The organism is Streptomyces sp. NPDC085946 (assembly GCF_044540485.1).
Taxonomy (GTDB): domain Bacteria; phylum Actinomycetota; class Actinomycetes; order Streptomycetales; family Streptomycetaceae; genus Streptomyces.
On the sequence record NZ_JBITSF010000005.1, the window covers coordinates 156,290 to 178,875 of the forward strand.

At 75.2% G+C, this 22,586-nt stretch carries 19 protein-coding genes; 10 read left to right on the forward strand and 9 right to left on the reverse strand.

The window, feature by feature from the left end:
• Positions 1 to 47: 47 nt before the first annotated feature.
• Positions 48 to 803 carry an SIS domain-containing protein gene (locus ACIF8T_RS12960; protein ID WP_400034220.1) on the reverse strand — a complete coding sequence of 252 codons (756 nt, stop codon included), beginning with the start codon at positions 801 to 803 and terminating at the stop codon, positions 48 to 50.
• A 204-nt stretch (positions 804 to 1,007) separates the two neighbouring features.
• On the opposite strand from ACIF8T_RS12960, the gene ACIF8T_RS12965 reads away from it, so the two are divergent.
• On the forward strand, positions 1,008 to 1,700 hold the full coding sequence (locus tag ACIF8T_RS12965; protein ID WP_400034222.1) for a metal-dependent transcriptional regulator: 693 nt from the start codon (positions 1,008 to 1,010) through the stop codon (positions 1,698 to 1,700).
• A gap of 639 nt (positions 1,701 to 2,339) precedes the next feature.
• Positions 2,340 to 3,212, forward strand: coding sequence for an alpha/beta fold hydrolase (locus ACIF8T_RS12970; RefSeq protein ID WP_400034224.1), 873 nt, complete (start codon positions 2,340 to 2,342; stop codon positions 3,210 to 3,212).
• A 24-nt stretch (positions 3,213 to 3,236) separates the two neighbouring features.
• On the opposite strand, the gene ACIF8T_RS12975 is transcribed toward ACIF8T_RS12970, so the two are convergent.
• The 3 genes from ACIF8T_RS12975 to ACIF8T_RS12985 all read right to left on the reverse strand — a co-directional run bounded on the left by ACIF8T_RS12975 (position 3,237) and on the right by ACIF8T_RS12985 (position 6,323).
• Positions 3,237 to 4,826, reverse strand: a complete 1,590-nt coding sequence (locus tag ACIF8T_RS12975; protein WP_400034226.1) for a transporter — start codon at positions 4,824 to 4,826, stop codon at positions 3,237 to 3,239.
• Entirely contained in the window at positions 4,823 to 5,596 is a 774-nt protein-coding gene (locus ACIF8T_RS12980; protein ID WP_400034228.1) for an ABC transporter ATP-binding protein, read from the reverse strand. Before ACIF8T_RS12980 ends, ACIF8T_RS12975 begins: the two co-directional genes overlap by 4 nt.
• 64 nt (positions 5,597 to 5,660) lie before the next feature.
• On the reverse strand, positions 5,661 to 6,323 hold the full coding sequence (locus ACIF8T_RS12985) for a bifunctional DNA primase/polymerase (protein ID WP_400034230.1): 663 nt from the start codon (positions 6,321 to 6,323) through the stop codon (positions 5,661 to 5,663).
• A gap of 306 nt (positions 6,324 to 6,629) precedes the next feature.
• Here ACIF8T_RS12985 and ACIF8T_RS12990 point away from each other — a divergent pair, with 306 nt between their 5' ends.
• Together ACIF8T_RS12990 and ACIF8T_RS12995 are read left to right on the forward strand one after the other, a co-directional pair.
• Positions 6,630 to 8,015 (forward strand): transcriptional regulator, encoded by a 1,386-nt coding sequence (locus ACIF8T_RS12990; RefSeq protein ID WP_400034232.1) that lies wholly within the window; start codon positions 6,630 to 6,632, stop codon positions 8,013 to 8,015.
• Positions 8,016 to 8,241: 226 nt separating this feature from the next.
• A complete protein-coding gene (locus tag ACIF8T_RS12995; protein ID WP_400034234.1) occupies positions 8,242 to 9,990 on the forward strand; it encodes a hypothetical protein in 1,749 nt (582 codons plus the stop codon).
• A gap of 72 nt (positions 9,991 to 10,062) precedes the next feature.
• Here the strand turns inward: ACIF8T_RS12995 and ACIF8T_RS13000 are convergent, their stop codons facing one another.
• The gene (locus tag ACIF8T_RS13000; protein WP_400034236.1) at positions 10,063 to 11,373 is read right to left on the reverse strand and encodes an ABC transporter substrate-binding protein; all 1,311 of its coding nucleotides are present in this window, start codon (positions 11,371 to 11,373) and stop codon (positions 10,063 to 10,065) included.
• 117 nt (positions 11,374 to 11,490) lie between these two features.
• Here ACIF8T_RS13000 and ACIF8T_RS13005 point away from each other — a divergent pair, with 117 nt between their 5' ends.
• Positions 11,491 to 11,991 (forward strand): hypothetical protein, encoded by a 501-nt coding sequence (locus tag ACIF8T_RS13005; protein ID WP_400034238.1) that lies wholly within the window; start codon positions 11,491 to 11,493, stop codon positions 11,989 to 11,991.
• Positions 11,992 to 12,052: 61 nt separating this feature from the next.
• Positions 12,053 to 12,934 (forward strand): formyltetrahydrofolate deformylase, encoded by an 882-nt coding sequence (gene purU / locus ACIF8T_RS13010; RefSeq protein ID WP_400034240.1) that lies wholly within the window; start codon positions 12,053 to 12,055, stop codon positions 12,932 to 12,934.
• 93 nt (positions 12,935 to 13,027) lie between these two features.
• On the opposite strand, the gene ACIF8T_RS13015 is transcribed toward purU, so the two are convergent.
• Together ACIF8T_RS13015 and ACIF8T_RS13020 are read right to left on the reverse strand one after the other, a co-directional pair.
• Positions 13,028 to 14,473, reverse strand: coding sequence for a zf-HC2 domain-containing protein (locus tag ACIF8T_RS13015; RefSeq protein WP_400034242.1), 1,446 nt, complete (start codon positions 14,471 to 14,473; stop codon positions 13,028 to 13,030).
• Positions 14,470 to 15,057: a sigma-70 family RNA polymerase sigma factor gene (locus ACIF8T_RS13020; RefSeq protein ID WP_400034244.1), complete on the reverse strand. Its 588-nt coding sequence runs from the start codon at positions 15,055 to 15,057 to the stop codon at positions 14,470 to 14,472. The genes ACIF8T_RS13015 and ACIF8T_RS13020 overlap by 4 nt, the downstream gene beginning before the upstream one ends.
• 350 nt (positions 15,058 to 15,407) lie before the next feature.
• Here ACIF8T_RS13020 and ACIF8T_RS13025 point away from each other — a divergent pair, with 350 nt between their 5' ends.
• From ACIF8T_RS13025 to ACIF8T_RS13035, 3 genes are all read left to right on the forward strand, one after another.
• On the forward strand, positions 15,408 to 15,788 hold the full coding sequence (locus ACIF8T_RS13025) for an STAS domain-containing protein (protein ID WP_400034246.1): 381 nt from the start codon (positions 15,408 to 15,410) through the stop codon (positions 15,786 to 15,788).
• A gap of 161 nt (positions 15,789 to 15,949) precedes the next feature.
• Positions 15,950 to 16,462: an EF-hand domain-containing protein gene (locus ACIF8T_RS13030; RefSeq protein WP_400034248.1), complete on the forward strand. Its 513-nt coding sequence runs from the start codon at positions 15,950 to 15,952 to the stop codon at positions 16,460 to 16,462.
• A gap of 986 nt (positions 16,463 to 17,448) precedes the next feature.
• On the forward strand, positions 17,449 to 17,925 hold the full coding sequence (locus ACIF8T_RS13035) for an ATP-binding protein (RefSeq protein ID WP_400034714.1): 477 nt from the start codon (positions 17,449 to 17,451) through the stop codon (positions 17,923 to 17,925).
• 546 nt (positions 17,926 to 18,471) lie between these two features.
• Here ACIF8T_RS13035 and ACIF8T_RS13040 read toward each other — a convergent pair.
• On the reverse strand, positions 18,472 to 19,497 hold the full coding sequence (locus ACIF8T_RS13040) for a GlxA family transcriptional regulator (protein WP_400034250.1): 1,026 nt from the start codon (positions 19,495 to 19,497) through the stop codon (positions 18,472 to 18,474).
• Positions 19,498 to 19,568: 71 nt separating this feature from the next.
• Here ACIF8T_RS13040 and ACIF8T_RS13045 point away from each other — a divergent pair, with 71 nt between their 5' ends.
• On the forward strand, positions 19,569 to 20,912 hold the full coding sequence (locus ACIF8T_RS13045) for an MFS transporter (RefSeq protein WP_400034252.1): 1,344 nt from the start codon (positions 19,569 to 19,571) through the stop codon (positions 20,910 to 20,912).
• 410 nt (positions 20,913 to 21,322) lie between these two features.
• Here the strand turns inward: ACIF8T_RS13045 and ACIF8T_RS13050 are convergent, their stop codons facing one another.
• The gene (locus ACIF8T_RS13050) at positions 21,323 to 22,546 is read right to left on the reverse strand and encodes a flavin-containing monooxygenase (protein ID WP_400034254.1); all 1,224 of its coding nucleotides are present in this window, start codon (positions 22,544 to 22,546) and stop codon (positions 21,323 to 21,325) included.
• Positions 22,547 to 22,586: the final 40 nt, after the last annotated feature.

A 22,586-nucleotide genomic window follows, 5' to 3' on the forward strand; every position in this document is an offset into this window, starting at 1 on the left:
GGCCCGGTGAAGGGCAGTCCGCCGCCGGCGGCTGCGCACGGGGCGGTTCAGAACCGGTAGAAGATCCGGTCCCGGTACTCCTCCAGGATGCGGCCGTTCCACTCGTGCCCGCCGTCCACGTTCCCCGAGCGCAGCAGCGGCGGCTCGATGCCGCGGTCGGCGAGGGTCGCGGCGGTCGTGGCCATGACGGCCTGGAGCAGGGCCGTGGTGACGACGGTGGAGGCGGGGGCGAAGGGGGCGGGGACGTTGTCGAGGGTGAGTTCCGCGTCGCCGACCGCGATCCCCGAGTCGAGGACGAGGTCGCAGTGGTCCTTGAGGAAGGTCCCGGAGCTGTGCCGGGAGGTGGTCTCGGTGGCGTACGCGACCGAGGTCACGCCGATCACCCGCACGCCGAGGGCGCGGGCGCCGGCGGCCATCTCCACGGGCAGGGCGTTGCGGCCCGAGAGGGAGACGATCACCAGGGCGTCGCCCTCCCGGAGCGGGGAGCTGTCCAGGACGGCGCCCGCCAGGCCGTCGACGCGTTCCAGGGCGGAGCCGAGGGTGGCCGGCATGACGTCGACGCCGACGACGCCGGGGACGGCGAGCAGGTTCATCAGGGCGAGGCCGCCGGCCCGGTAGACGAGGTCCTGCGCGGCGAGGGAGGAGTGCCCGGCGCCGAAGGCGAAGAGCCGGCCGCCGGAGGCGACGGTGTCGGCGAGCAGCGTGCCGGCGGCGGTGATGTTCCCGGCCTGCTCGTCGCGGAGGCGTTGCAGCAGGCCGATCGCGGCGGTGAGGAACTGGTCGGCCGGGCTGCGGTCGCTCATGCGGGTTCCCTTCGGCATGTGTGTCGCGGATCACGGTGCGGTCTGGACCACTGCGGTGTCAATACGGGCGCGGAGCCGCACCCCGCGTCCCGGCTTTCCACACCGCGGCACGGTTGTCGGTCGCATGCGTCAGAATTGGGGACAGGGCCAGCGCACGCGCCGACGAGGCGTCCAGCCTCCGGCAGAGCTAATCGAGGGGCACGTATGTCCGGACTGATCGACACCACGGAGATGTATCTCCGCACCATCCTCGAGCTGGAGGAGGAAGGTGTGGTCCCCATGCGCGCCCGGATCGCCGAACGGCTCGACCAGAGCGGGCCGACGGTCAGCCAGACGGTGGCGCGGATGGAGCGGGACGGCCTGGTCTCCGTGGCCACCGACCGGCATCTGGAGCTCACGGAGGAGGGCCGTCGCCTGGCCACCCGCGTGATGCGCAAGCACCGCCTCGCCGAGTGCCTGCTCGTCGACGTGATCGGCCTGGAGTGGGAGCAGGTGCACGCCGAGGCGTGCCGCTGGGAGCACGTGATGAGCGAGGCCGTGGAGCGCCGTGTCCTGGAGCTGCTCCGCCACCCCACCGAGTCGCCGTACGGCAACCCGATCCCGGGTCTGGAGGAGCTCGGCGAGAAGGACGGCCCGGAGCCGTTCCTCGACGCGGGCATGGTGTCGCTGGCGGACCTCGACCCGGGCCCGGAGGGCAAGACCGTGGTCGTCCGGCGGATCGGCGAGCCGATCCAGACCGACGCGCAGCTGATGTACACGCTGCGCCGCGCGGGCGTGCAGCCCGGCTCGGTGGTGAGCGTGACCGAGTCGGCGGGCGGCGTGCTGGTCGGCAGCGGCGGCGAGGCGGCCGAGATGGAGGCGGACGTCGCCTCCCACGTGTTCGTCGCCAAGGCCTGACACGGACGGCGACCGGCCGTGTCCGGCCGGCCCCGTCGCCCTGACGGGCGGCCGGGACATCGGCACCTCGGGCGTCCCGCCCGTCCGGACCAAGATCCAGTCCGTGGAATCGCAGCGCGCTTCCGCTGCGCGTGCGAGGCTGTCGCGTGAGGCATGGGGCCTGAAGGGCTCTTGGCCGCGGTCTGACAGCGATGTCGCCCGGCCGGGGAGGGGGCGGGAGGATGTGCCGCCGAGACGTGGAGGGCCCCGGCGCCGTACGGCGCCGGGGCCTGTCCTCCCCTGTGCTGACCCGGAGCCCCGAGCTCTCAGGGTCATCCCCCGCGGACCGGTTTCCCCGAGCGGTCCGCCTCCCGCTGAAGATCTCCCCTCGGCGGCGGCGATCAACCCTTGAGGGACGTCACTCGAACGAGGGGTGTTGCCCACCGGGACAGCATTTTCGAAAGCGCATTCGATAGTCTGCGGTGACGGGCGAAGCGGAATCCGCGCTCCAGGGATGTGGACGGAGACGGACGCTGCGGTCCCGCGGGAACACAGCAGCAGCAGGCACGGCCAGCACGACAGGCAGTACACGGTTCACAGGACCGGCCGACTCGATGCGGAGTGCGCGGTCCGAGCGGAGCTTGGGGGGTGCCAGGACCAATGGTGCGACGCATCGACGTGACCGGGGCGGGCGGCGTACGCCTCGCCGCCTGGGAGTTCGGCGATCCGCCCAAGACCGGCCCGGCGGCGGATCCGTCCGGCGACGCCCCGGGCGTGCTGTTACTGCACGGTCTGATGGGCCGCGCCTCGCACTGGGCGTCCACCGCCCGCTGGCTCTCCGGGCGGTACCGGGCCGTCGCGCTCGACCAGCGCGGCCACGGCCAGAGCGAGAAGCCGCCGGAGGGCGCCTACACCCGGGACGCCTACGTCGACGACGCCGAGGCCGCCGTCGAGCAGCTCGGGCTCGCCCCGGTCGTCCTCATCGGCCACGCGATGGGCGCGCTGACCGCCTGGCAGCTCGCCGCCAAGCGCCCCGACCTGGTCCGCGGGCTGATCGTGTGCGACATGCGGGCCTCCGCGCTCGGCGCCGCCTCGCAGCGCGAGTGGGCCGAGTGGTTCCGGGCGTGGCCCGCCCCCTTCGCCACGCTCGCCGACGTCCGCAAGTGGTTCGGCGAGGACGACCCCTGGGTGGAGCGGCCCAACCCGGCCCGCGGCGCGTTCTACGCCGAGGTGATGACCGAGTCCCCGGACGGCTGGCGGCCCGTCTTCGAGCCGGAGCAGATGCTCAGGTCCCGCGAGACGTGGGTGTACGACGCGCACTGGGAGGAGCTGGCCCAGGTCCGCTGCCCCGCCCTGGTCGTGCGCGGCCTGGACGGCGAACTGGGCCGCGCCGAGGCCCAGGAGATGGTCCGGGTGCTGCCCCGCGGGCAGTACGCGGAGGTCGCCGACGCCGGCCACCTCGTGCACTACGACCAGCCGGAGGCCTGGCGCGCGGCGATCGAGCCGTTCCTGGAGACCCTGCGGGAGCACTGAGCAGGTCAGCAAGGGGCGCCGCCGTCACCCCTTGCTGACCGCCGTCAGGATCTCCGGCAGCCGCCGCGCCGTGCGCGGCGCGGCGAACCGCAGACCGAGCCCGGCGAGCACCGCCCCGTACGCCGTGCCCACCGGCAGCAGCACCCGGCTCCACCCCTCGCCGTCCGCGCTGACGCTCGCCCAGACCGCCAGCGCGATGACGGGCGCGCACAGCAGCGCGGCCGCGATCATCCCGCCGAAGACCGAGATCCAGGCGAGCCCGGTCTGCCCCGGGGCGACGTTCTTGTAGCCCTCCTGGGGAATGGAGTAGGGGAAGCGGGCGGAGGTCCACGCGCCGGTCGCGAGCATGGCGCCCAGCAGCGCGAAGGACAGCCCCAGCGCCTCCGGCAGCCGCGCCCAGTCGCCGAGCAGGGCGGCCGTCACCACGGTCACGAGGGCGGCGTACGGCAGGGTGATCACCAGCAGGGCCAGCGCGCGGGCGCGCAGTTCGACGTAGGCGTCCCGCGTCGAGGAGATCGTCGTCGCGACCATCCAGAACGCCGAGGTGTCCTGCCCGAACTGGTTGTACATCTGGATGCCGAGCATCCCGGCGGCGAAGCAGGACAGGTACACCGAGCCGGTGCCCTGCCAGGCGTTGAACACCGGCACGAGCAGCCCGATGGCCAGCGAGGTCACCCAGGCCGCCTTGGTCTTGGGGTCGCGCCACACGTACCGCAGGCTGCGCTCCACGACCGCGCCGGTGCGCCCCCCGGGCAGCAGCCGGGACAGCCCCGTGGAGGTCCGCTCCCGGGCGGCGCCGGCCGCGGGGAGCGTGGACCCGTCGGGCGAGGTCATCAGCCGCGTCAGGTGCCGCGACCACACGCCCACCAGGACCGCCAGCGCCAGGGCGCTCAGCGCCAGCTGGGCGGCGGCGGTCCCGTACGCCCCCTCGCCCACCGCGTGCACCGCGCCGACCGCGGACGCGGGCGGGACCCACCGCAGCACGTCGGCCGCCGGGTCGAGCTGCGCCAGCCCGGACGAACCGAGCCGCTGGGCGCCGAAGTTGACGACCTGCGCGCCGATCGCGACGACCAGCCCGCTGAGCACCGCCAGGTCCCGCCCCTTGCGGCTGGTCAGCAGCCGTACGTTGGCGGCGGCCACGGCCCGGGCGAAGGCCACGCACACCAGCAGCGCCAGGGCGACGGCGACCACCCCGACGGCGGACGCCGCCGCCCCGCGCGCGACCGCGACCACCGAACCGGTCAGCAGGCACAGCGTGAACAGCGGCCCGATGCCGACCAGGGAGGCCGCGAGCAGCGCCCGCACCAGGGGGCGGGGCCGCAGCGGCAGCATCACGAGCCGGGTCGGGTCGAGGGTCTCGTCGCCGCCGGGGAAGAACAGCGGCATCACCGCCCAGCCCAGCCCCAGCACCGCGACCAGCAGCACGACCAGGGCCTCGACGTGCGCGGTGCCGCGCAGCGCGACCAGGCCGGCCAGCTGGAGGACGGCGAACAGCAGGGCGACGGCGGCGGAGGCGACGTACGCGGCCCGCCGGCCGCCGGACTGCCGCAGCCCGTTGCGCAGCAGCGACAGCTTCAGCCGTACGACGACCGGGGTGATCGAGGGCGTGCTCACCGGTTCCCGCCGCCCAGCCAGTCGAGGTCGGCCGCGGCGTCCCGGCCGCTCGCGCCGACGAGTTCCAGGAACGCCCGCTGGAGGGAGGGCGCGTCGCCGCGCACCTCGTCGAGCGGGCCGTGCGCGCGGATCCGCCCGGCCGCCATCACGGCCACCCAGTCGCACAGCGACTCGACGAGCTCCATGACGTGGGAGGAGAACACCACCGTGGCGCCCGACGCGGTGTACCGCTCCAGGACGCCGCGGATGGTCTGCGCGGAGACCGGGTCGACGCCCTCGAACGGCTCGTCGAGGAAGAGGACTTCGGGATTGTGGAGGAGAGCTGCCGCGAGCCCGATCTTCTTGCGCATGCCGGTCGAGTAGTCGACGACGAGCCTGTGCTGCGCGCCGGCGAGGTCGAGGACGTCGAGGAGCTGGGTGGCCCGCTTGTCGGTCTCGGCGCCGGGCAGTCCGCGCAACCGCCCGGAGTAGGCGAGCAGTTCGCGGCCCGAGAGCCGCTCGAACAGCCGCAGCCCCTCCGGCAGCACCCCGATCCGGGCCTTCACCTCGACGGGGTCGCGCCACACGTCGTGCCCGACCACCTCCACGGTCCCCTCGTCGGGCCGCAGCAGCCCGGTCACCATCGACAGCGTGGTGGTCTTCCCGGCCCCGTTGGGACCGACGAGCCCGACGAACTTGCCCGCGGGCAGCTCCAGATCGATCCCCGCGACCGCGACCTGCTGCCCGAACCGCTTCCAGAGGTTCCGCACCCGTACGGCACTGCCACCCACCCCGAACTCCCTCCGTCAGCAAGCACCCTACGGGGGCGGCCGGTCCGGAGGGCCGCGTGCGCTCTCAGCGGTCCCGGCCGCAGGCGTAGGCCAGCGGCGAGATCAGCTCCTCCGCGTCCGGCAGCCACCGGTTGGCAGGGGTCGGCCGGCAGGCCCACTGCACGGCCCCCCGCGACCCGAACCGCGTCGGCGGCGCCGCCACGTACGCCCCTTCGCCCAGCACGCTCAGGTCCAGGGACGACACCGACCAGCCGATCTTGCGCACCAGGTCCGGCACCTTCGCCGCGGCGCCGGGCAGCACGAAGAACTCCATGCGCCGGTCCGGCGTCAGCGTCACCGGCCCCAGCGTCAGCTCCATCCGCTCCATGCGGGCCAGCGCGAGGAACCCGGCCGTCTCCGGCACGGAGATCGCGTCGAAGGTACGGCCCGTGGGCAGCAGGATCGACGCCGTCGGCTGCTTCTGCCACATCCGGCGGGCGACGGTCGCGCTGCCGGTCGCCTGGCTCTCCCAGTCCGGGCGCGCGGGGTGCGCACCCGGCGCGGGGCACGCCGCGTCACCGCAGGAGCAGCGCTGCACGCCGGCGACGGCCTCCAGCCAGGTGCCGGGGAACACGTCCCAGTGGCGTTCCTCGGCGTAGCGAACGGCGGTGTCCAGCAGCGAGTCCCCGCGCTGCTTCGGGATCTGAGCGGCTTCGGTGCCCGGGATCGTCTCTTCCACGATGAACACAACTCCGGGCGTCACCAGGGGTTACGCAGGCGCGCGTGCGCGGGGGAGAGCACCGGACCCGTACCCGGGGCGCATGGGTGCATGTGCGGGGGCGCGCGCGAGGATCCGCGGCCGGGGCTGGGTAGCCAGGGGTGGGGTCGGCACCCGTCCTACCCCGGCAATCCTCGCAAGCCTCGCATTCTCGGTATGTCGGCGGGGCATTGATCTTCACGGCCGGATCTCCTCGCCGGGACGTGAGGGGTTCGGCCGCTGGAGACACGGACAACTCGGTGTGTGGGCAGGCACCGCAGCCTCAGGGGGTACGCCATGGCCGCAAGGCCTCTCGTCGCGCGGCAGCCGAACGAACGGCTGCAGGCGCTCATCCAGGAAGCCGGCTGTTCCAACGCCGGACTGGCCCGCCGGGTCAACATGTGCGGCGCCGAGCACGGCCTCGACCTGCGCTACGACAAGACGTCCGTGGCGCGCTGGCTGCGCGGACAGCAGCCGCGGGGACGGGCGCCGGCGATCATCGCGGAAGCGCTCGGCCGCAAGCTGGGCCGTACGGTCACGATCGACGAGATCGGCATGGCCAACGGCAAGAACCTCGCGTCGGGCGTCGGCCTCCAGTTCTCGCCGACCGTGCTGGGCGCCATCGAGCAGGTGTGTGAGCTGTGGCGCAGCGACGTGGGGCGGCGGGACTTCCTGTCCGGCTCCTCCGTCGCCGCGTCCGCGCTGGTGGAGCCCAGCCGCGACTGGCTGATCTCCGCGCCCGACGGGCAGGTCGCGCGCTCGGCGGGGCCGCGCGTGGGGCAGTCCGACGTGGCGGCCGTGCGGGACATGACCCGGGCCCTGGTGGACCTGGACCACCAGTACGGCAGCGGGCACGTGCGCCCGGTCGTCGTGCACTACCTCAACAGCGTCGTCTCCGGGCTGCTGGCCGGGTCGTACCGGGAGGCGGTGGGGCGGGACCTGTTCGCCGCCGTGGCGCGGCTGACCGAGCTCGCCGGGTACATGGCCGTCGACACCGGGCAGCCGGGGCTGGCCCAGCGGTACTACATCCAGGCGCTGCGGCTGGCGCAGGCGGCGGGGGACCGGGGCTACGGCGGGTACGTGCTCGCCGCCTCCATGAGCCACCTCGCCGCGCAGCTCGGGAACCCGCGCGAGATCGCGCAGTTGGCGCGCGCGGCGCAGGAAGGGGCGCGCGGCCGGGTGACGCCGCGCGCGGAGGCGATGTTCCACGCGGCCGAGGCGCGCGGGCACGCCCTGCTGGGCGACGCGCGCGCCGCCCAGACGGCGGCGGGGCGCGCGGTGAGCGCCCTGGACGCGGCCGGCGCGGACTCCGGGGACGACCCGGCGTGGATCGCGCACTTCGACGAGGCGTACCTCGCCGACGAACTGGCGCACTGCCACCGGGACCTCGGGCACGCCGAGGCGGCGGCCCGGCACGCGCAGGAGGCGCTGGCCGGGCACCCCGCCTCGCGGGCGCGGCGGCGGGCGATCGGCTACGTGCTGCTGGCCACGGCCCAGGTGCAGCAGCGGGAGGTCGAGCAGGCCTGCAGCACGGGCATGAAGGCCGTGGAACTGCTCGACGGCCTGCGGTCCAACCGGGGCGCCGAGTACCTGGAGGACTTCCAGCAGCGGCTGGAGCCGTACCGGGACGAGCCGGTGGTGCGGGAGTTCGGGGCCCGGCTGGAGCTCCAGACGGCGGCGTGAGCCCCGCCGCGCGGCCGGTCCGGTGAGCGGGCCGGCCGCGTGGCGTGTGAACGGGCGGGGAACACCGGGTTGACGTGGAGGAGGTGCGGCCGACGGCGCACGGGGACCGGTCCGTTGCGGCGCTGACCGGGCGGGGGGCGAGGCCCCCCGCTGCTTGGCACCGGGCTCGGGCGACCCGGTAGCGTGAGCCGACGATTCACAAGGTCCCCCATAAGTAGGAGTCCCGGTGACGCAGAGTGGACAGGGCGAGGAGCCCTCGGCGCGCCAAGCGCGCGAAGGCATCGTGCTGCCCTCCGACGGCGGCGAGCCCGTGGTGCCGGGCGCCGCGGGCGGACCGGCCGGCGGACCCGGCGGCCGGGGTCCCGGCCCGCAGCCCGCCGGCCAGTCCCCGGCCTCGGCGCCCGCGGGCGGCCAGACCTGGGGCGGCGCCTGGGGCCCCGGCGAGCAGCAGGGCCCGCCGCCGGGCCACGGTCACCAGCCCTCGCCGCAGCAGTGGGACGCGCCCGACGCGTGGGGCGCCCAGCAGCCCGCGTCCCGGCCGGGCCCGGGGCCCCTGCCCCCCGAGGGCGGCCACCCGCGGTCCGGGTACGCCCCCGCGGGCCACCCGGCGCCGCAGGCCGGCCCCGGCGGGTACGGAGCGCCGGGCGGCGGGAGCGCGCCCATGCCGCCCGCCGTCCAGCCGTACCCGGACTCCGGTGCGTACGGCGCCCCGCAGCCGCCCGCCGGGCAGCAGACGGGCGGGTACGGCTCCGCCGTGCCGGGAGCGCCCTCCTACCCGGCGCCCGGCGGACCCGGGCCCCTGCCGCCGGCCGACGACGGCGCCACCCAGTACCTCCCGCCGGTCGCGGACCACGGGGGCGAGCAGGCCACCCAGTACCTGCCGCCCGTCCCGGCGGCGGACGACGGCGCGACGCAGTACATACCCCCCGTGCGGGCCGGGGCGCTGCCGCCCGAGATGCCCGCCGAGACGGACGCCGAGTCGACGCGGTACCTGGGGCGGGCGCCGCGGGGCGGGACCGGCGCGGGTGCCGGGCCGCTGCCGTCCGCCGGGCACCCGGACGCCGAGGCCACGCAGTACATCGCGCCGGTCGCCGACCAGGCCGCCGCGGCGCCGTACGGCGTGCGGCCCGGCGGCGGGGACCGGCAGCCGCCCGCCGAGTTCGACAACCTCTTCCGCGCCGACGCGGGCGGCGAGGGCCCGGCCGCCACCCAGCAGCTGCCCCGCTTCGACGAGCCGCCCGCGCCGTCCGGGCACCGCGCCCAGCCCTCCTACGCCCCGCCCGGCGACGGCGGCGGCCGGGGCCGGGGCAGGGGCGGGCGCGGCGGCCGGTCCGGTTCCCGGGTGCCGGTCATCGCGGTCGTCGGCGTCGCCCTCGCCGCCCTCGGCGTCGGCGCCGGCGCGCTGCTCGCCGGCGGCGAGGGCGGCGACGAGGGCGAGGACGGGCAGACCGTCTCCGCCTCGGCCCCCGCGGACAGCGCCTCCGCCTCCGCCTCCGCCTCGCCGTCCGCGGACCCGGCCCGGCAGCAGGCGGCCGACCTGGACGCGCTGCTGGCCGACAGCGGCGACAGCCGGACCAGCGTGATCAACGCGGTGGCCGACGTGCGGGCGTGCCGGAACCTGGCCCAGGCGGCCGAGGACCTGCGGGACGCGGCCGGGCAGCGCAAGCAGCTGGTCACCGACCTGTCCGGGCTGGCGGTGGACCGGCTGCCCCGGCACGCCGAGCTGACCAGCGCGCTCACCAAGGCCTGGCAGGCCTCGGAGTCGGCCGACAACCACTACGCCGCGTGGGCCGACCAGGTCGCCGCCAAGAAGGGCAGCCTCTGCAAGAAGGGCCAGGCCCGCTCCACCGCCCAGACGCAGGCCGGCAACCGGGCCAGCGGCACCGCGACCACGGAGAAGGCCAAGGCCGCCCGGCTGTGGAACGCGATCGCGAAGCAGTACGGGCTGACCGAGCGGCAGCCCACCCAGCTCTGACCACCCAGCTCTGAGCCGCGCGGCGGGCCGGGGACGCCCCGGCCCGCCCGGCTCGGCCCGGGTCAGGTCAGGTCAGGTCACGTCGGCGTCCTGGAGCGTGCGCGTCACGTCCAGGAAGCCCTTGCGGGCCGAGACCAGCCGCCCCTGCCGCACCACCTGGAGGGTGGCGTTGGCGTTGACCAGACGCGGGAAGCCGACGGAGGAGAGCTCGTCCTGGAACGTCCACCGCAGGGTCGGCGTGAGCCCGCCCGTGCCGACCTCGAGACCGTCGTCGAGGGTCTCCCGGACCGTGTCGGCGCTCACCTCGCCGCCGCCGAGCGACTCGACGGCCGCGCGGAACACGGTGTAGGCGATCCAGGTGGTCTGCACGCCGGCGTCCGCGGGGTCGATGCGGTTGTCGCCGAAGGCCGCCTGCCGGATCACCCGCTTCATCCCGTCCCAGCGCGGATCGCTCGCCACCGGGTACCAGCCGGTGATGTACGACCCCTCGTACGGGCCCGACGCCCCGCCGGCCGCGTCGATCGCCGTCTGGTCGACGCTGCCGAGCACGGTCGCCGTGCGCACGGCGGGGTAGTCCTCGCGGGCGCGCCGGAAGGAGTCCATGAAGGTGCCGGTGCGGTCCCCGAGCGCGGGCACCACGCAGCCCTTCTCCACCGGGTCCGCGGTCGCCGTCCGCAGCGCGCCCCGGGCCTGGGCCGCGTACTCGGTGGCGTCCTCCGGGGCCCGCTGGTCGTCCGCCGCCGGGTGCCCGCCCGCCGTCAGGCCCGAGTCGAGCAGGGCGGGCAGCTCGTCGCCGGCGATGGTGTCGGGCCGGACCAGCGCGACCGGCCCGCAGCCGGCGGCGAGCGCGCTGCCGAGACCGGCCAGCAGCGCGGGCTGCCCGCCGTTGACGGGGTAGGACAGCGGGCTGGTGAACTCCTCGTTGGTGATGCCGTAGCCGCCGATGTACGGGATGCCCTCGCTCTCCAGCGGCGGGAAGAAGGCGTCGGCGTACTGGCTGTAGGATCCGACGACCGCGACGGCGTGTTCCTCGACGGCGCGCCGGGCGCAGTGCGCGGCGGTCACGCGGTCGTTGCGGTCGTTGCAGGTCAGGACGTTGAGCTTGCGGCCGTTGATGCCGCCCCTGGCGTTGATCCAGCGGGCGTAGGCGCGTGCGAAGGCGGGCATGCCTGGTTTGTTGGTCGCCCGGGTGTCCTCCGGCGCCCAGGTCATGACGGTGATCGGCTCGTCCGCGGCGCCCCCCGTGACGGCGGGGACGAGTCCGCAACCGGTGACGAGCGAGGCAGCCGCCACCAGCGCGCCGGCGGTGAGGGCACCGGTTCTGGCCTGACGGGTGAGGAGGCGGGGGAGGAATGTGCTGCGGGTACGACGCCTACCGGTCATGCACACGCACGATTCCGACACACGACTAACCCTGGAGTGACCGCCGGTCAACGAAGGGTGGCACAGAGGTGAATTACGGGGGCCTGTGAGGCTCCCGAGGAGGGGAACGTACGATCGATGACCGTGCAAGGTACGGAGAACTCTTCCCGTCGTGGCCGTCGCTCATCCACCATGGGCGGCATGCCACTGAACGACATGCCGTGGTGGCGCTGGCGCAGCAACGTGCGCTCCGCGCTGCACATGCTCTCCGACCCCGTCTTCCAGCGGGACGTCTGGCTGGCCGGCGTGGACGGCTACGGCGACGTGACCGACGCGGTGTACCGGCTGGTCGAGGACACCTGGCTCGACCACTGGTCCGCCGAGAAGTACGTCGGCACGATCTTCCGCGACTCGCAGGAGGCGGCCCTCGTCGACACCGCCGTCCTGCGCGTGCTGCGGATCATGCACCAGGTCGGGCCGGACGCACCGGTGGGCACCTACCTGGAGCACCCCGGCTGGCCGGAGGCGGTCCGGGCGGCCCGGGACGCGCACGTGCGCCTGGCGGCGAGCGACGGGGAGGACCCTGACGCGCCGCCGCAGAGCCTGGAGGTGCTGCGCATAGTGACGCGGACCGCCTGACCGCGGTCCGGACAGCGGACGAGGGCCCGGCGGGCCGCGTGGATATGGGACCCTGTGGTGCATGAACGAGCAGTCCACCCGCGCCGCGGCCCCGGCCGACCAGTACGTCCTGACCCTGTCGTGCCCGGACAAGCAGGGCATCGTGCACGCCGTGTCGAGCTACCTGTTCATGACCGGCTGCAACATCGAGGACAGCCAGCAGTTCGGGGACCACGACACGGGTCTGTTCTTCATGCGGGTCCACTTCTCGGCCGAGGCGCCGGTGACGGTGGAGAAGCTGCGGGCCAGCTTCGCGGCGATCGGTGACTCCTTCCAGATGGACTGGCAGATCAACCGGGCCGACGAGAAGATGCGCGTCGTCGTCATGGTCAGCAGGTTCGGCCACTGCCTGAACGACCTGCTGTTCCGCGCGCGGATCGGAGCGCTGCCCGTCGAGATCGCCGCGGTGGTGTCCAACCACACCGACTTCGCCGAGCTCGTGGCGTCGTACAACATCCCCTTCCACCACATCCCGGTGACGAAGGAGACCAAGGCCGACGCCGAGGCGCGGCTGCTGGACATCGTGCGCGAGGAGAAGGTCGAACTCGTCGTCCTCGCCCGCTACATGCAGGTCCTCTCGGACGACCTGTGCAAGCAGCTCTCCGGGCGGATCATCAACATCCACCACTCCTTCCTGCCGAGCTTCAAGGGCGCGAAGCCCTACCACCAGGCGCACGCCCGGGGCGTGAAGCTGATCGGCGCCACCGCGCACTACGTGACCGCGGACCTCGACGAGGGGCCGATCATCGAGCAGGAGGTCGAGCGGGTCGGCCACGACGCGACGCCCGAGGGCCTCGTCGCGATCGGCCGGGACGTGGAGTGCCAGGCGCTGGCCCGGGCCGTGAAGTGGCACGCCGAGCGCAGGATCCTGCTGAACGGCAGGCGGACGGTGGTGTTCGCCTAAGGGCCGGGCCCCGGCCGTCCGGTCCGCGACCGGCCGCGCGGTTCCCGCGCCCCCGGATGCGCACCCGACCTGCCCGGGAACGGCGGTCCGCCGCTACATCCGGCTCAGGCTCGCCGCCGCCAGCAGGACGTCCCTGATCGCCTCGCGGTCGCCGACCTGCCCGGCGGCGGCCTCCTGCGGCGGCACGTGGCCCGCGGCCAGACGGCAGAACTCCGCTCCGTCCAGGGCGATGTGGGCCACCTCGTGCTCGGCGGAGCCCTTCGCCGCGGGGGAGTCCAGCGGGATCAGCCACTCGCCGCCCCCGGAGCCCTCGATCTCCAGCCGCAGGCTCCGGCCCGGTTCGCCGGCCGCGACCAGGTGGCGGTGGCCGGCGGGCGCGGCCAGCCCCGCGCGGCGGCGCTCGGCCAGCACCAGGGGCAGCATCCGCGCCGCGAGGTCGACCATGTGGTGCAGATGGCGCCCGGTGGGCGGGTCGTACGGGTAGTCCACCGCCTCGGCGATGTCCTCCGCGTGCACCCAGCACTCGAAGGCCCGGTCCAGCATCGCGTCGCGCAGCGGCAGCTCGAAGTCGCCGTAGGAGACCGGCAGCCGCCCCTCGCCCCGCCCGCCGGTGAAGGACACCGTCCGGACGAGGTCGTGGGTCTGCTCCCGCCACGGCGTGCGCACCGAGCGGGTGGGCGGGAGGTGCGAGGCGCGCCAGTACGCCTCGGTGCGGGCCGCCGGGGTGGCCGCCCCGGCGGGTGCCTCGCCGAGCGGGTCGCCGAGGCCGAGCGCGACCGCGACCAGTCCGTCGACCGACATCAGGTGGGCGATCACCCCGGCGACGGTGGTGCGGCGGGTCGTCGCCCGGTCGGTCTCGTACCAGCGCAGCCGCACGGGCGCGTGCCACTCCGCGTCCCCGAAGTCCTGCAGCAGCGCGTCCAGGCGCGCGGTCTCGGCGTCGTACGCGGCCGCCCACTGCGGTACGGGGACGCGCGGCGGGCGGCGCTCCAGGCAGGAGTCCAGCACGCGGGTGCGCAGGCCCGGGTCCAGGTCGAGGCTCTCGGGGCGCTGGAGCAGGCCGACCGCCTCGCGCAGCCGCCGCGCCTCGTCCGCGCAGGCGCCGCAGGTGCCGAGGTGCTCCTCGACGGCCGTCGCCTCCGGGGCCGAGCAGGCGGCCAGCGCCCAGGCGCCCAGCAGGGACTTCAGCACGCCGTGGTCGAGCACGGGCGGTGCGGGGTCGCCGGGCCGTGGTGGTGCGGGCAGCGGCGGTCCGCCGTCCCCGGCGCGGACACGCGGCACCGGTACGCGCGGCGGCCGCCCGGGCTCCGGCCCGCCGTCCGGCTCCGGCCCGCCGGGTCCGCCCGGTCCGCCCACGCCACCGGGTCCGCCGGAGCCGCCCGGCCCGGCTCCCGTCCCCGGCCTGTCACCGGCGTTCCCCGCGTGCCCACCGGCGTCGCCCCCGTACCCACCGGTGCCCTTGTCCTTCCCGTCCGCTCCTCGTCCCCGGCCGTCCCCGGGCTCGTCGTACGCCTCGCACCGCTCCGCGCCTGCGTTCACGCCGCACCTCCGAGTCCCGGCCCCGGCGGGGCGCCCGGTGCCTCGGTGTCGTGGGCGGTGGACAGCAGTTGCAGGCCCAGGCGCAGCCGGCGGCGGGCCTCGTCCTCGGTGATGCCGAGGTCGGCGGCGGTCTGGCGGTAGTCGCGGCGCTGGAAGTAGGCGCGCTCCAGGGCGGAGCGCAGCGGCACCGGCATGGACTGGACGATGTAGTCGGCGCGGGCGGCGACCGAGGCGTGGCGCACCCGGTGCTCCAGTTCCTGGGCGGTGCCGGGGCCGCCGCGGGCCAGGGCGGCGGTCCCGTCGGCGCGCAGCCGCTGCACGGCCAGCCGGTGGGTCAGCGTGGCGACCCAGGTGCGCAGCGGGCCCAGCTTGGGGTCGTAGGCGTCCGGGTGCTGCCAGACGTGTGCGAAGACCTCGCGGGTGACGGCGTCGGCGGCGTGCTCGTCGCCCAGCACCCGGTGGGCGAGGCCGTGCACGAGGCAGGCGAAGCGGTCGTAGAGCTCACCGAGCGCGGCGGCCTCCCCGCGCGCGAGCCGCTGCTGCATCTTGCGGTCCCAGCGGGGCGGTACGTCCCTCTTCGTCATGCGGCCCCCTCGTCCCCGGCCCGTCCGCCACGGCCGTGTCCTGTCCAGCCTGAGCCCACCGTCTCGTCGAATGTAGTCGGCACGGCCGGCACCGCACGCCCCTTTGTGCCAATGTGCGCCCCTCGGCGAGTCGCAGGTGGTAAAGGGCGGCACGGCCTCCGCCTCTCCGTCCGGGCGGCGCCTGCCCGCGCCCGCTGTGAACAGAACCGATCGAACAGGATCGAAGTCGGCCGGAACAAGCCTTGCCCACGGGGGAATTCGTTTTCCCGCCCGCGTTTCGGGGAAACGCCCGCTGGGCAGCCGCGCTGCAAGGAAGCGTAGGCACTGCTTCCGTTTGGCGAACGAAGGGCGTGGTGGTGACCTTCCATGTGAGCGACGACGAACAGGGCCGGTGGGCGGTGCTCCAGGTCTCGGGCGAACTGGACCTGGTGACCTCGCCGGTGCTGCGCCAGCGGGTGCACGACGTGGTGGCCGACGGACGCCACCGCCTCGTCCTGGACCTGTCCGAGGTCCGGTTCTGCGACTCCAGCGGGGTCGGCGTGCTCATCGCCGCCCGCCGCCTGCTGCGGTCCTGCCGGGGCGATCTGCGCCTGATCCTGCCGGCCCAGGGCGCCGTCGAGGGCAGCCACGTCAACCGGGTCCTCGGCGCGCTCGGTGTCCGCCGCCTCTTCGAGGTGCACCCGGACCTGCCCGCGGCCGTGGACGAGGAGTCGCGCCCCCTGCCGGCGTGAGACCGGCGTGCGGTGCGGGGCACCCGCCCGTGCCACATCGTTGTCCCGGATTTCCCCCGGTCTTGGCACAAGCGACGTTTTCGCGCTCCCGAACACCTCCCCCCGTCGTACGCTCCGACCGAGACGCACCCCCACTCGACGTAAGGCGGCCCGAAACAGACATGGTCAGCAGCGAGTACGAGCGCAGGATCGCCGCCCGGTTCGCCACCTTCGACCAGGACGGCAACGGCTACATCGACCGCGAGGACTTCAACAGGGCGGCCCAGGCCCTGCTCACCGAGTTCGCCGTCGCGGCCCGGTCCGACCGCGGACAGGCGCTGTACGGCGGAGCCGAGGCGTTCTGGCAGGGCATGGCGGGCATAGCGGACCGCGACGGCGACCAGCGCATCACCCAGGAGGAGTTCGTCGACGGCGCGGTCAAGCGGCTGCGCGACAACCCGGACCGGTTCGCCGAGATCGCCCGTCCCTTCCTGCACGCGGCCCTCGCCGTGGCCGACGGCGACGGCGACGGAGCGGCCACGGTCGAGGAGGCCGCCCGGGTGCTGCGGGTGCTGGGCGCCCCCGAGGACGCCGCCCGGACGGCCGCCGCCGCCCTGGACGCGGACGGCGACGGCAAGGTCGGCGAGCCGGAGGTCCTGCCCGCCTTCGCCCGCTACTTCACGGTCCCCGAGTAGCGTTCGCGGCCGTGTGCCGCAGTCGAACAGACAAGTGGACACAGCAGGTTGGCCCGCCGGGCCGGACGCGCACGAGCGGCGCCTCCGGCCCGGCGGCCGCGTTCCGGGACCGGCCGCCGCGCGCCCCGCGGCGGCCCCTTCCGTTCCCGGGCGGCGCAACACGCCCGGGCACGGCAGCAGTTCGGGCGCGCGGCCGGAAGGGCTCCGTGCGGCGGCACGCGTGCGGCGGAGCGGGCCGGCGCGGGCGGGATCCGGGCGTGGCGCGGGTGCACGGCCACCGGTCCGCCGCGCCCCTCCTCCCGTCGAAGGGCCGGGCGGTACGCGCCCCCTGGGAACGGCCCCCGTGAACCCGGCATCCCGCGCCCCACCTGCGCGTCGGCCGTCCCGGCGCGTGCCGGCGGACCGCCCCGGAACGCCGCCGGCGTCACGGAGCGTGACGGAACGTGTGCGCTCGGAGGGGGCGGTCCTGTCGCCTCCGGGGCGGCCTGGCTGGGGTGTTGGCGGAGCGGCCCGGACGGATGTCACGGATCGTGGCACGCGATGATCACTCAGCGTTGATGCCGGGATGTGTCCCGCGCGCGACTCGTCACGGCCCGGAGTCGGCATCCCGCTCGGGTACCTTGTGGGGGATGCGAGTGGTCCAGAACACACGCCGTGCCGGAACTGCCCCCGGGACGTTCCCGCAAGCACCGGTGCCCGCCGGTCTCCGCGGGGCAGGATGGCCTTGTGGCGCCGCCTGTTCGACTCACCGCGGCGAGCGTCGCACAGTATGCCGCACGGGTACTCCTTCGCGCTGGAATATGCCCGAAGCGCTTGTTGGGGTGACTGTACGTCAACCATGCTGTCGCACAAGGAATTCACGGTCCGTGACCCCTGTCCCGGCCGTTGTTCTGGCCATGCAGAAAATGGCTACGATCGTGGCCCTCGTGAGGCGCGAGCCTAAGTGTCCGCCGGTTCGGATGGTGTGAGCGGTGCAGGTGCTTCAAGTGCAGCTGGAGATCCGGCCCGACCCCGCAGAGGTGGGGCGTGCCCGGCGGTGGACCCGCTCGCGTCTGGCCGGGTGCGGGATACAGGCCGACGAACCGCTCGCCGAGACCCTGATCCTGCTCGTCTCCGAACTGGTCACCAACGCCGTGGTGCACACCGGCCGCCCCGCCGTGCTGCGCCTGTCCCTGTCGGGCGTGGCCGTCTCGGAGGCCACCGTGCGCCTGGAGGTCGCCGACCGCAGCGGCCGGGCTCCGGTGCCGCGCTGCCCGGACGACGACGCCACCAACGGCCGCGGTCTCGCCCTCGTCGACGGGCTGGCCGACCGGTGGGGCTGGAGCGTCGACGGCGCCGGCAAGCGCATCTGGTGCGAACTGGACCGGTGCGCCCGGCCGCGGGAGGCCGCCGGGATGTGCGGGGGCGGGGTGTTCGGCGGGGGAGCGGCCGGCTTCGAAGGGCTGGCGTACGAGGCGGTGTAGCGCGGTGCCGGGCCCGGGGCGCCGGGGCCCGGGCGGTGCACGGGGGCACGGCGGCCCGGTCGTGGGGGCGGGGTGCGGTGCGGTGCGCCGGGTGTGCTTCGGTGCGCGCCGACGGCAATCGGGACGTACGGGATGAATCGACTGCCGGTCGTTGACGCCTCGTGACCGTCCGAACACGCTTGAGGTCAGCGATTCGCCGCGAGGGGACGACGAGGGTTCCGGTGACGGGCCCTCGGCGAGTGCGGGTCGTGACGCGGCGTCGGCTCCTTCAGGGCCCCAGGGCCGGAGTGGTAACGCCGGAGTCGGGTGGTGGCGCGTGGTGCCGTGCCGGGAGCGGGGCGGGGGTCCCGCCGAGCACGGCCGGATGGGGAAGCCGCGCCGCCGCCCGACTCGCCGTCCACAGGCTGTGGACGGACTTCCGGTTTCCGTCCGGCCGTGCCGGACCCGGAGGATCGCGGTCGCGGACCGCGCGGACGAACGCGCCGGGACCGCCGCCCGGAGGGCATCCGCCGGCAGGCGTGGACGCACACCTCGGTCATGGACCCTTCACGACGGTCGTCGCGTCGGGGCCGCCCCGCCCGCCCGGAAGGTCCGGCGGTACGCGGTGGGCGTGACCCCCAGCGCGGCCTGGAGGTGCTGCCGCATCGACTGGGCGGTGCCGAAGCCCGCGTCCCGGGCGACCCGGTCCACCGACAGGTCGGTGGACTCCAGCAGGTACCGCGCCCGTTCGACCCGCTGCTGGGTGAGCCACTGGCCGGGGCTGACGCCGGTCTCCTCGCGGAAGCGGCGGGTGAAGGTGCGCACCGACATGGCCTCCTGCTCGGCCATGTCCCGCAGCTGGACGGGCTCGTGGAGGCGGCCGAGCGCCCAGGCGCGGGCCGCGGTCGTGGTGGCCTGCTGCGGGTCGGGCACCGGGCGCTGGATGTACTGCGCCTGCCCGCCGTCGCGGTGCGGCGGCACGACCGTGCGCCGGGCCACCTCGTTGGCGACGGCCGTGCCGTGGTCGCGGCGCACGATGTGCAGGCACAGGTCGATCCCGGCCGCGACCCCCGCGGAGGTCAGCACGTCGCCGTCGTCGATGAACAGCACGTCCGCGTCGACCCTGACCTTCGGGAACATCCGCTGGAGGCGTTCGGCGTCGGCCCAGTGGGTGGTCGCCGGGCGGCCGTCGAGGTAGCCGGCGGCGGCCAGCACGTACACGCCGGTGCAGATGGAGGCGAGCCGGGTGCCGGGCCGGATGCGGGCCAGGGCGGCGGCCAGCTCCTCGGTCAGCACGCCCCGCTCGTGGACCGGGCCGAGTTCGTACGACGCCGGGACGATCACCGTGTCGGCGGTGGCCAGGGCCTCCGGGCCGTGGCCGACGTGCACGGCGAAGTCGGCGTCCGTCTCCACCGGGCCCGGCGGCCGTACGGAGCAGGTGACGACCTCGTACAGGTGGCGTCCCCGGGCGTCCTTGGGGCGGCCGAAGATGCGGTGCGGGATGCCCAGTTCGAAGGGGAGCAGGCCGTCGAGGGCGAGCACGACGACGCGGTGCGGACGGAACGCGGCGTCGGTGCCCGGGTCACGGGTCATGGCCCGATCCTAACGAACGCTGTCCCTCGGGCCACTCGTCCGGGCGGGTCCGGAAACCGATCCTCGATGACGTGACCCAGACAACCGATGCGTCGGCCGTCGAGCCCGCACAGCCCGCCGAGCCCGCCGAGCGGGGACCGCGCCCCGCCGGGCCCGCCCGCACCCGCCGGATCCACCGCGCCTGGTTCGTCGCCGCCGTCGCCTTCGTGACGATCATCGGCGCCGCCGCCTTCCGGTCCGTGCCGGGCCTGCTCATCGACCCGCTGCACGCGGAGTTCGGCTGGTCGCGCGGCACGATCGGCGCGGCCGTCTCCGTCAACCTCGCGCTCTACGGCCTGACCGCCCCGTTCGCGGCCGCCCTGATGGACCGCTTCGGCATCCGGCGGGTCGTCGCGGTCGCGCTCGTCGTGATCGCGCTCGGCTCCGGGCTCACGGTGTGGATGACGGCGGCCTGGCAGCTGCTGCTGTGCTGGGGCCTGCTGGTGGGGCTCGGCACCGGGTCGATGGCGCTGGCCTTCGCCGCGACGGTCACCAACCGCTGGTTCACCGAGCGGCGCGGCCTGGTCACCGGCATCCTCACCGCCGCCTCCGCCTCCGGCCAGCTGATCTTCCTGCCGCTGCTGTCCTGGATCGTCACGCACCACCAGTGGCGCCCGGCCGCCGTCACCGTCGCCCTGGCCGCCCTCGCCGTCGTCCCCTTCGTCTGGCTGCTGCTGCGCGACCACCCGGCCGACGTGGGCCTGGAGCCGTACGGGGCGCGGGAGTTCGTGCCCAAGCCGCCGCCGGCCGCCGGCGCCGCCCGGCGCACGGTCGCCGTCCTCCTCCGGGCCGCCCGGACCGGCCCGTTCTGGCTGCTCGCCGGCACCTTCGCGATCTGCGGCGCCTCCACCAACGGCCTGATCCAGACCCACTTCGTGCCCGCCGCCCACGACCACGGCATGCCCGTCCGGACCGCGGCCTCGCTGCTCGCGGTGATCGGCGTGTTCGACGTGGTCGGCACCGTCGCCTCCGGCTGGTTCACCGACCGCTTCGAGCCCCGCCGGCTGCTGGCCGTCTACTACGCCCTGCGCGGCGTCTCCCTGCTCTTCCTGCCGGTGCTGCTCGGACCGTCCGTGCACCCGCCGATGCTCTTCTTCATCGTCTTCTACGGCCTGGACTGGGTCGCCACCGTGCCGCCCACCATCGCCCTGTGCCGCGAGCACTACGGCGAGGACAGCGCGATCGTCTTCGGCTGGGTGCTGGCCTCGCACCAGGTCGGCGCCGCCCTGGTCGCCTTCCTCGGCGGCCTCGCCCACGACGTCTTCGGCACGTACACCCCGGTCTGGTACGCGTCCGGCGCGCTGTGCGCGGCAGCGGCCCTGATGGCCCTGGTCATCCGGCGCCGCCCGGCCGCCGCCGCGCCCCTGGCGGCCTGAGGGCTGTCGTTCGGATCACGCCGCGGACGCGGGGCCGACGGCATACAGCCGATTCCCCGCGACCTGATCCGGACCACAGCCCCTGGCCGGGCCCGGCGCCGCCGTCCGGCGGTCCGGCAGCAGGGCCACGAGGCCGGGATGCCCGTTGACGCGCGGGTTCGCGGCCGGCAGGAGGGGGAACAGGCCGGACCGGTCGCGGCCGGACGGGTCGGCCCCGGCGTCGAGCGGCACCTCGGCGACCGGCCGGTGTCCCCGGTCCGCGGCCAGGGGCCCACTCGCCGTACTCACCGATCCGCCGCTCCGCGTCCGCCCCGGACGCGGTCAGCGCCCGCACCCGGTCCGCGCCCCCCGGCGCACCGCGCCGTACATCGCCCTGCTCCGCGCCCGCCCCGCCTCGGCCACGCGGCCGCTCAGCCCGGCAGCCGGGAGGCCGACTCCGCGTGTCTTTCGGCGACGGCCCTGGCGATCCTGCGGGCGTCGCGGGCCAGTTCGCGGAGCATGCCGCTGATGGGGTTGGTGAAGCCGGTGAAGTACAGGCCCGGCGCGTTGTGCGGGGTGCGGGCGCCGCGGACGACCGGTCTGCCGCGGGCGTCCAGGACGTCGAGGTGGCCGACCAGGTCCTCCAGGGCCCGGACGTAGCCGGTGGCGGCGATGACGGCGTCCGGTGCGATGCGGCTGCCGTCGGCGAGGACGACCTCGCCGTCCTCGAAGCCCGTCACGGCGGCGACCACCTCGACCCTGCCCTTGCGCACCGCGTCGATCAGCCCGACGTCCTGGACGGGCACGGCGCCCTCGGCGGCCCGGGTGAGCAGGCCCGTGTCGGGCCGGGGCAGGCCGTGGGCCGACAGGTCCGGCGTGCTGAGCCGGGCCAGCGGCCGCGCGAGCCGGTCGACGAGCCAGGCCGGCAGGCGCCGTACCAGCACGCCGGAGTACTGGGCGGCCCAGCCCGCGGTGGAGCGGCGCACGATGTGCGGGGCGGTGCGCACGGACAGCCGCACCCGGGAGGCGCCGCCCTCCACCAGGTCCACGGCGATCTCGGCGCCGGTGTTGCCGACGCCCACGACGAGGACGTCCCGGCCGGCGAACGGCTCGGCGTTGCGGTAGGCGGAGGCGTGCAGGAACTCCCCGGTGTAGGCGGCGCGGCCGGGCCAGTCCGGGATACGCGGGGTGTGGTTGTGGCCGGTGGCGACCACGACGGCGGCGCCGGTCAGCTCCCGGCCCCCGGTGGCGCGCAGCAGCCAGCCGGTGCCGTCGGGCGTGCGCTCGACCCGCGAGACCTCGACCCCGGTGACGATCTCCAGCCGGTGGTGCTCGGCGTACTTCTCCAGGTAGCGCACCACGTCGTCCCGGGAGACCCAGCGGCCGAACCGGCGGGGCATGGGCAGTCCGGGCAGGGCGGACAGGCGCCGGGTGGTGTGCAGGTGCAGCCGGTCGTAGTGGCGCCGCCAGGACGCCCCGACGCGGTCGGACTTCTCCAGGACGACGGCCCGTACGCCCCGGGCGCGCAGCGCGTACGCGGCGGCGAGTCCGCCGGGGCCGCCGCCGATGACGTAGACGGGGCGGTCGGCGGGGTGGTGTGCGTGACGCCCCGGGTCGGGGGCCGCGGGATGTGCGGACGCTGTGGAGTCTGCCATGGCCGCGAGCGTAGCCACGCACCTGCTTGATGGGTCTCGG

Excerpts from the sequence above, each read along its gene's own strand:
- ACIF8T_RS12960 (WP_400034220.1), bottom strand. The coding sequence starts at position 803 with ATGAGCGACCGCAGCCCGGCCGACCAGTTCCTCACCGCCGCGATCGGC.
- ACIF8T_RS12965 (WP_400034222.1), top strand. The coding sequence starts at position 1,008 with ATGTCCGGACTGATCGACACCACGGAGATGTATCTCCGCACCATCCTC.
- ACIF8T_RS12970 (WP_400034224.1), top strand. The coding sequence starts at position 2,340 with ATGGTGCGACGCATCGACGTGACCGGGGCGGGCGGCGTACGCCTCGCC.
- ACIF8T_RS12990 (WP_400034232.1), top strand. The coding sequence starts at position 6,630 with ATGGCCGCAAGGCCTCTCGTCGCGCGGCAGCCGAACGAACGGCTGCAG.
- ACIF8T_RS13000 (WP_400034236.1), bottom strand. The coding sequence starts at position 11,373 with ATGACCGGTAGGCGTCGTACCCGCAGCACATTCCTCCCCCGCCTCCTC.
- ACIF8T_RS13005 (WP_400034238.1), top strand. The coding sequence starts at position 11,491 with ATGACCGTGCAAGGTACGGAGAACTCTTCCCGTCGTGGCCGTCGCTCA.
- purU (WP_400034240.1), top strand. The coding sequence starts at position 12,053 with ATGAACGAGCAGTCCACCCGCGCCGCGGCCCCGGCCGACCAGTACGTC.
- ACIF8T_RS13020 (WP_400034244.1), bottom strand. The coding sequence starts at position 15,057 with ATGACGAAGAGGGACGTACCGCCCCGCTGGGACCGCAAGATGCAGCAG.
- ACIF8T_RS13030 (WP_400034248.1), top strand. The coding sequence starts at position 15,950 with ATGGTCAGCAGCGAGTACGAGCGCAGGATCGCCGCCCGGTTCGCCACC.
- ACIF8T_RS13040 (WP_400034250.1), bottom strand. The coding sequence starts at position 19,497 with ATGACCCGTGACCCGGGCACCGACGCCGCGTTCCGTCCGCACCGCGTC.
- ACIF8T_RS13050 (WP_400034254.1), bottom strand. The coding sequence starts at position 22,546 with ATGGCAGACTCCACAGCGTCCGCACATCCCGCGGCCCCCGACCCGGGG.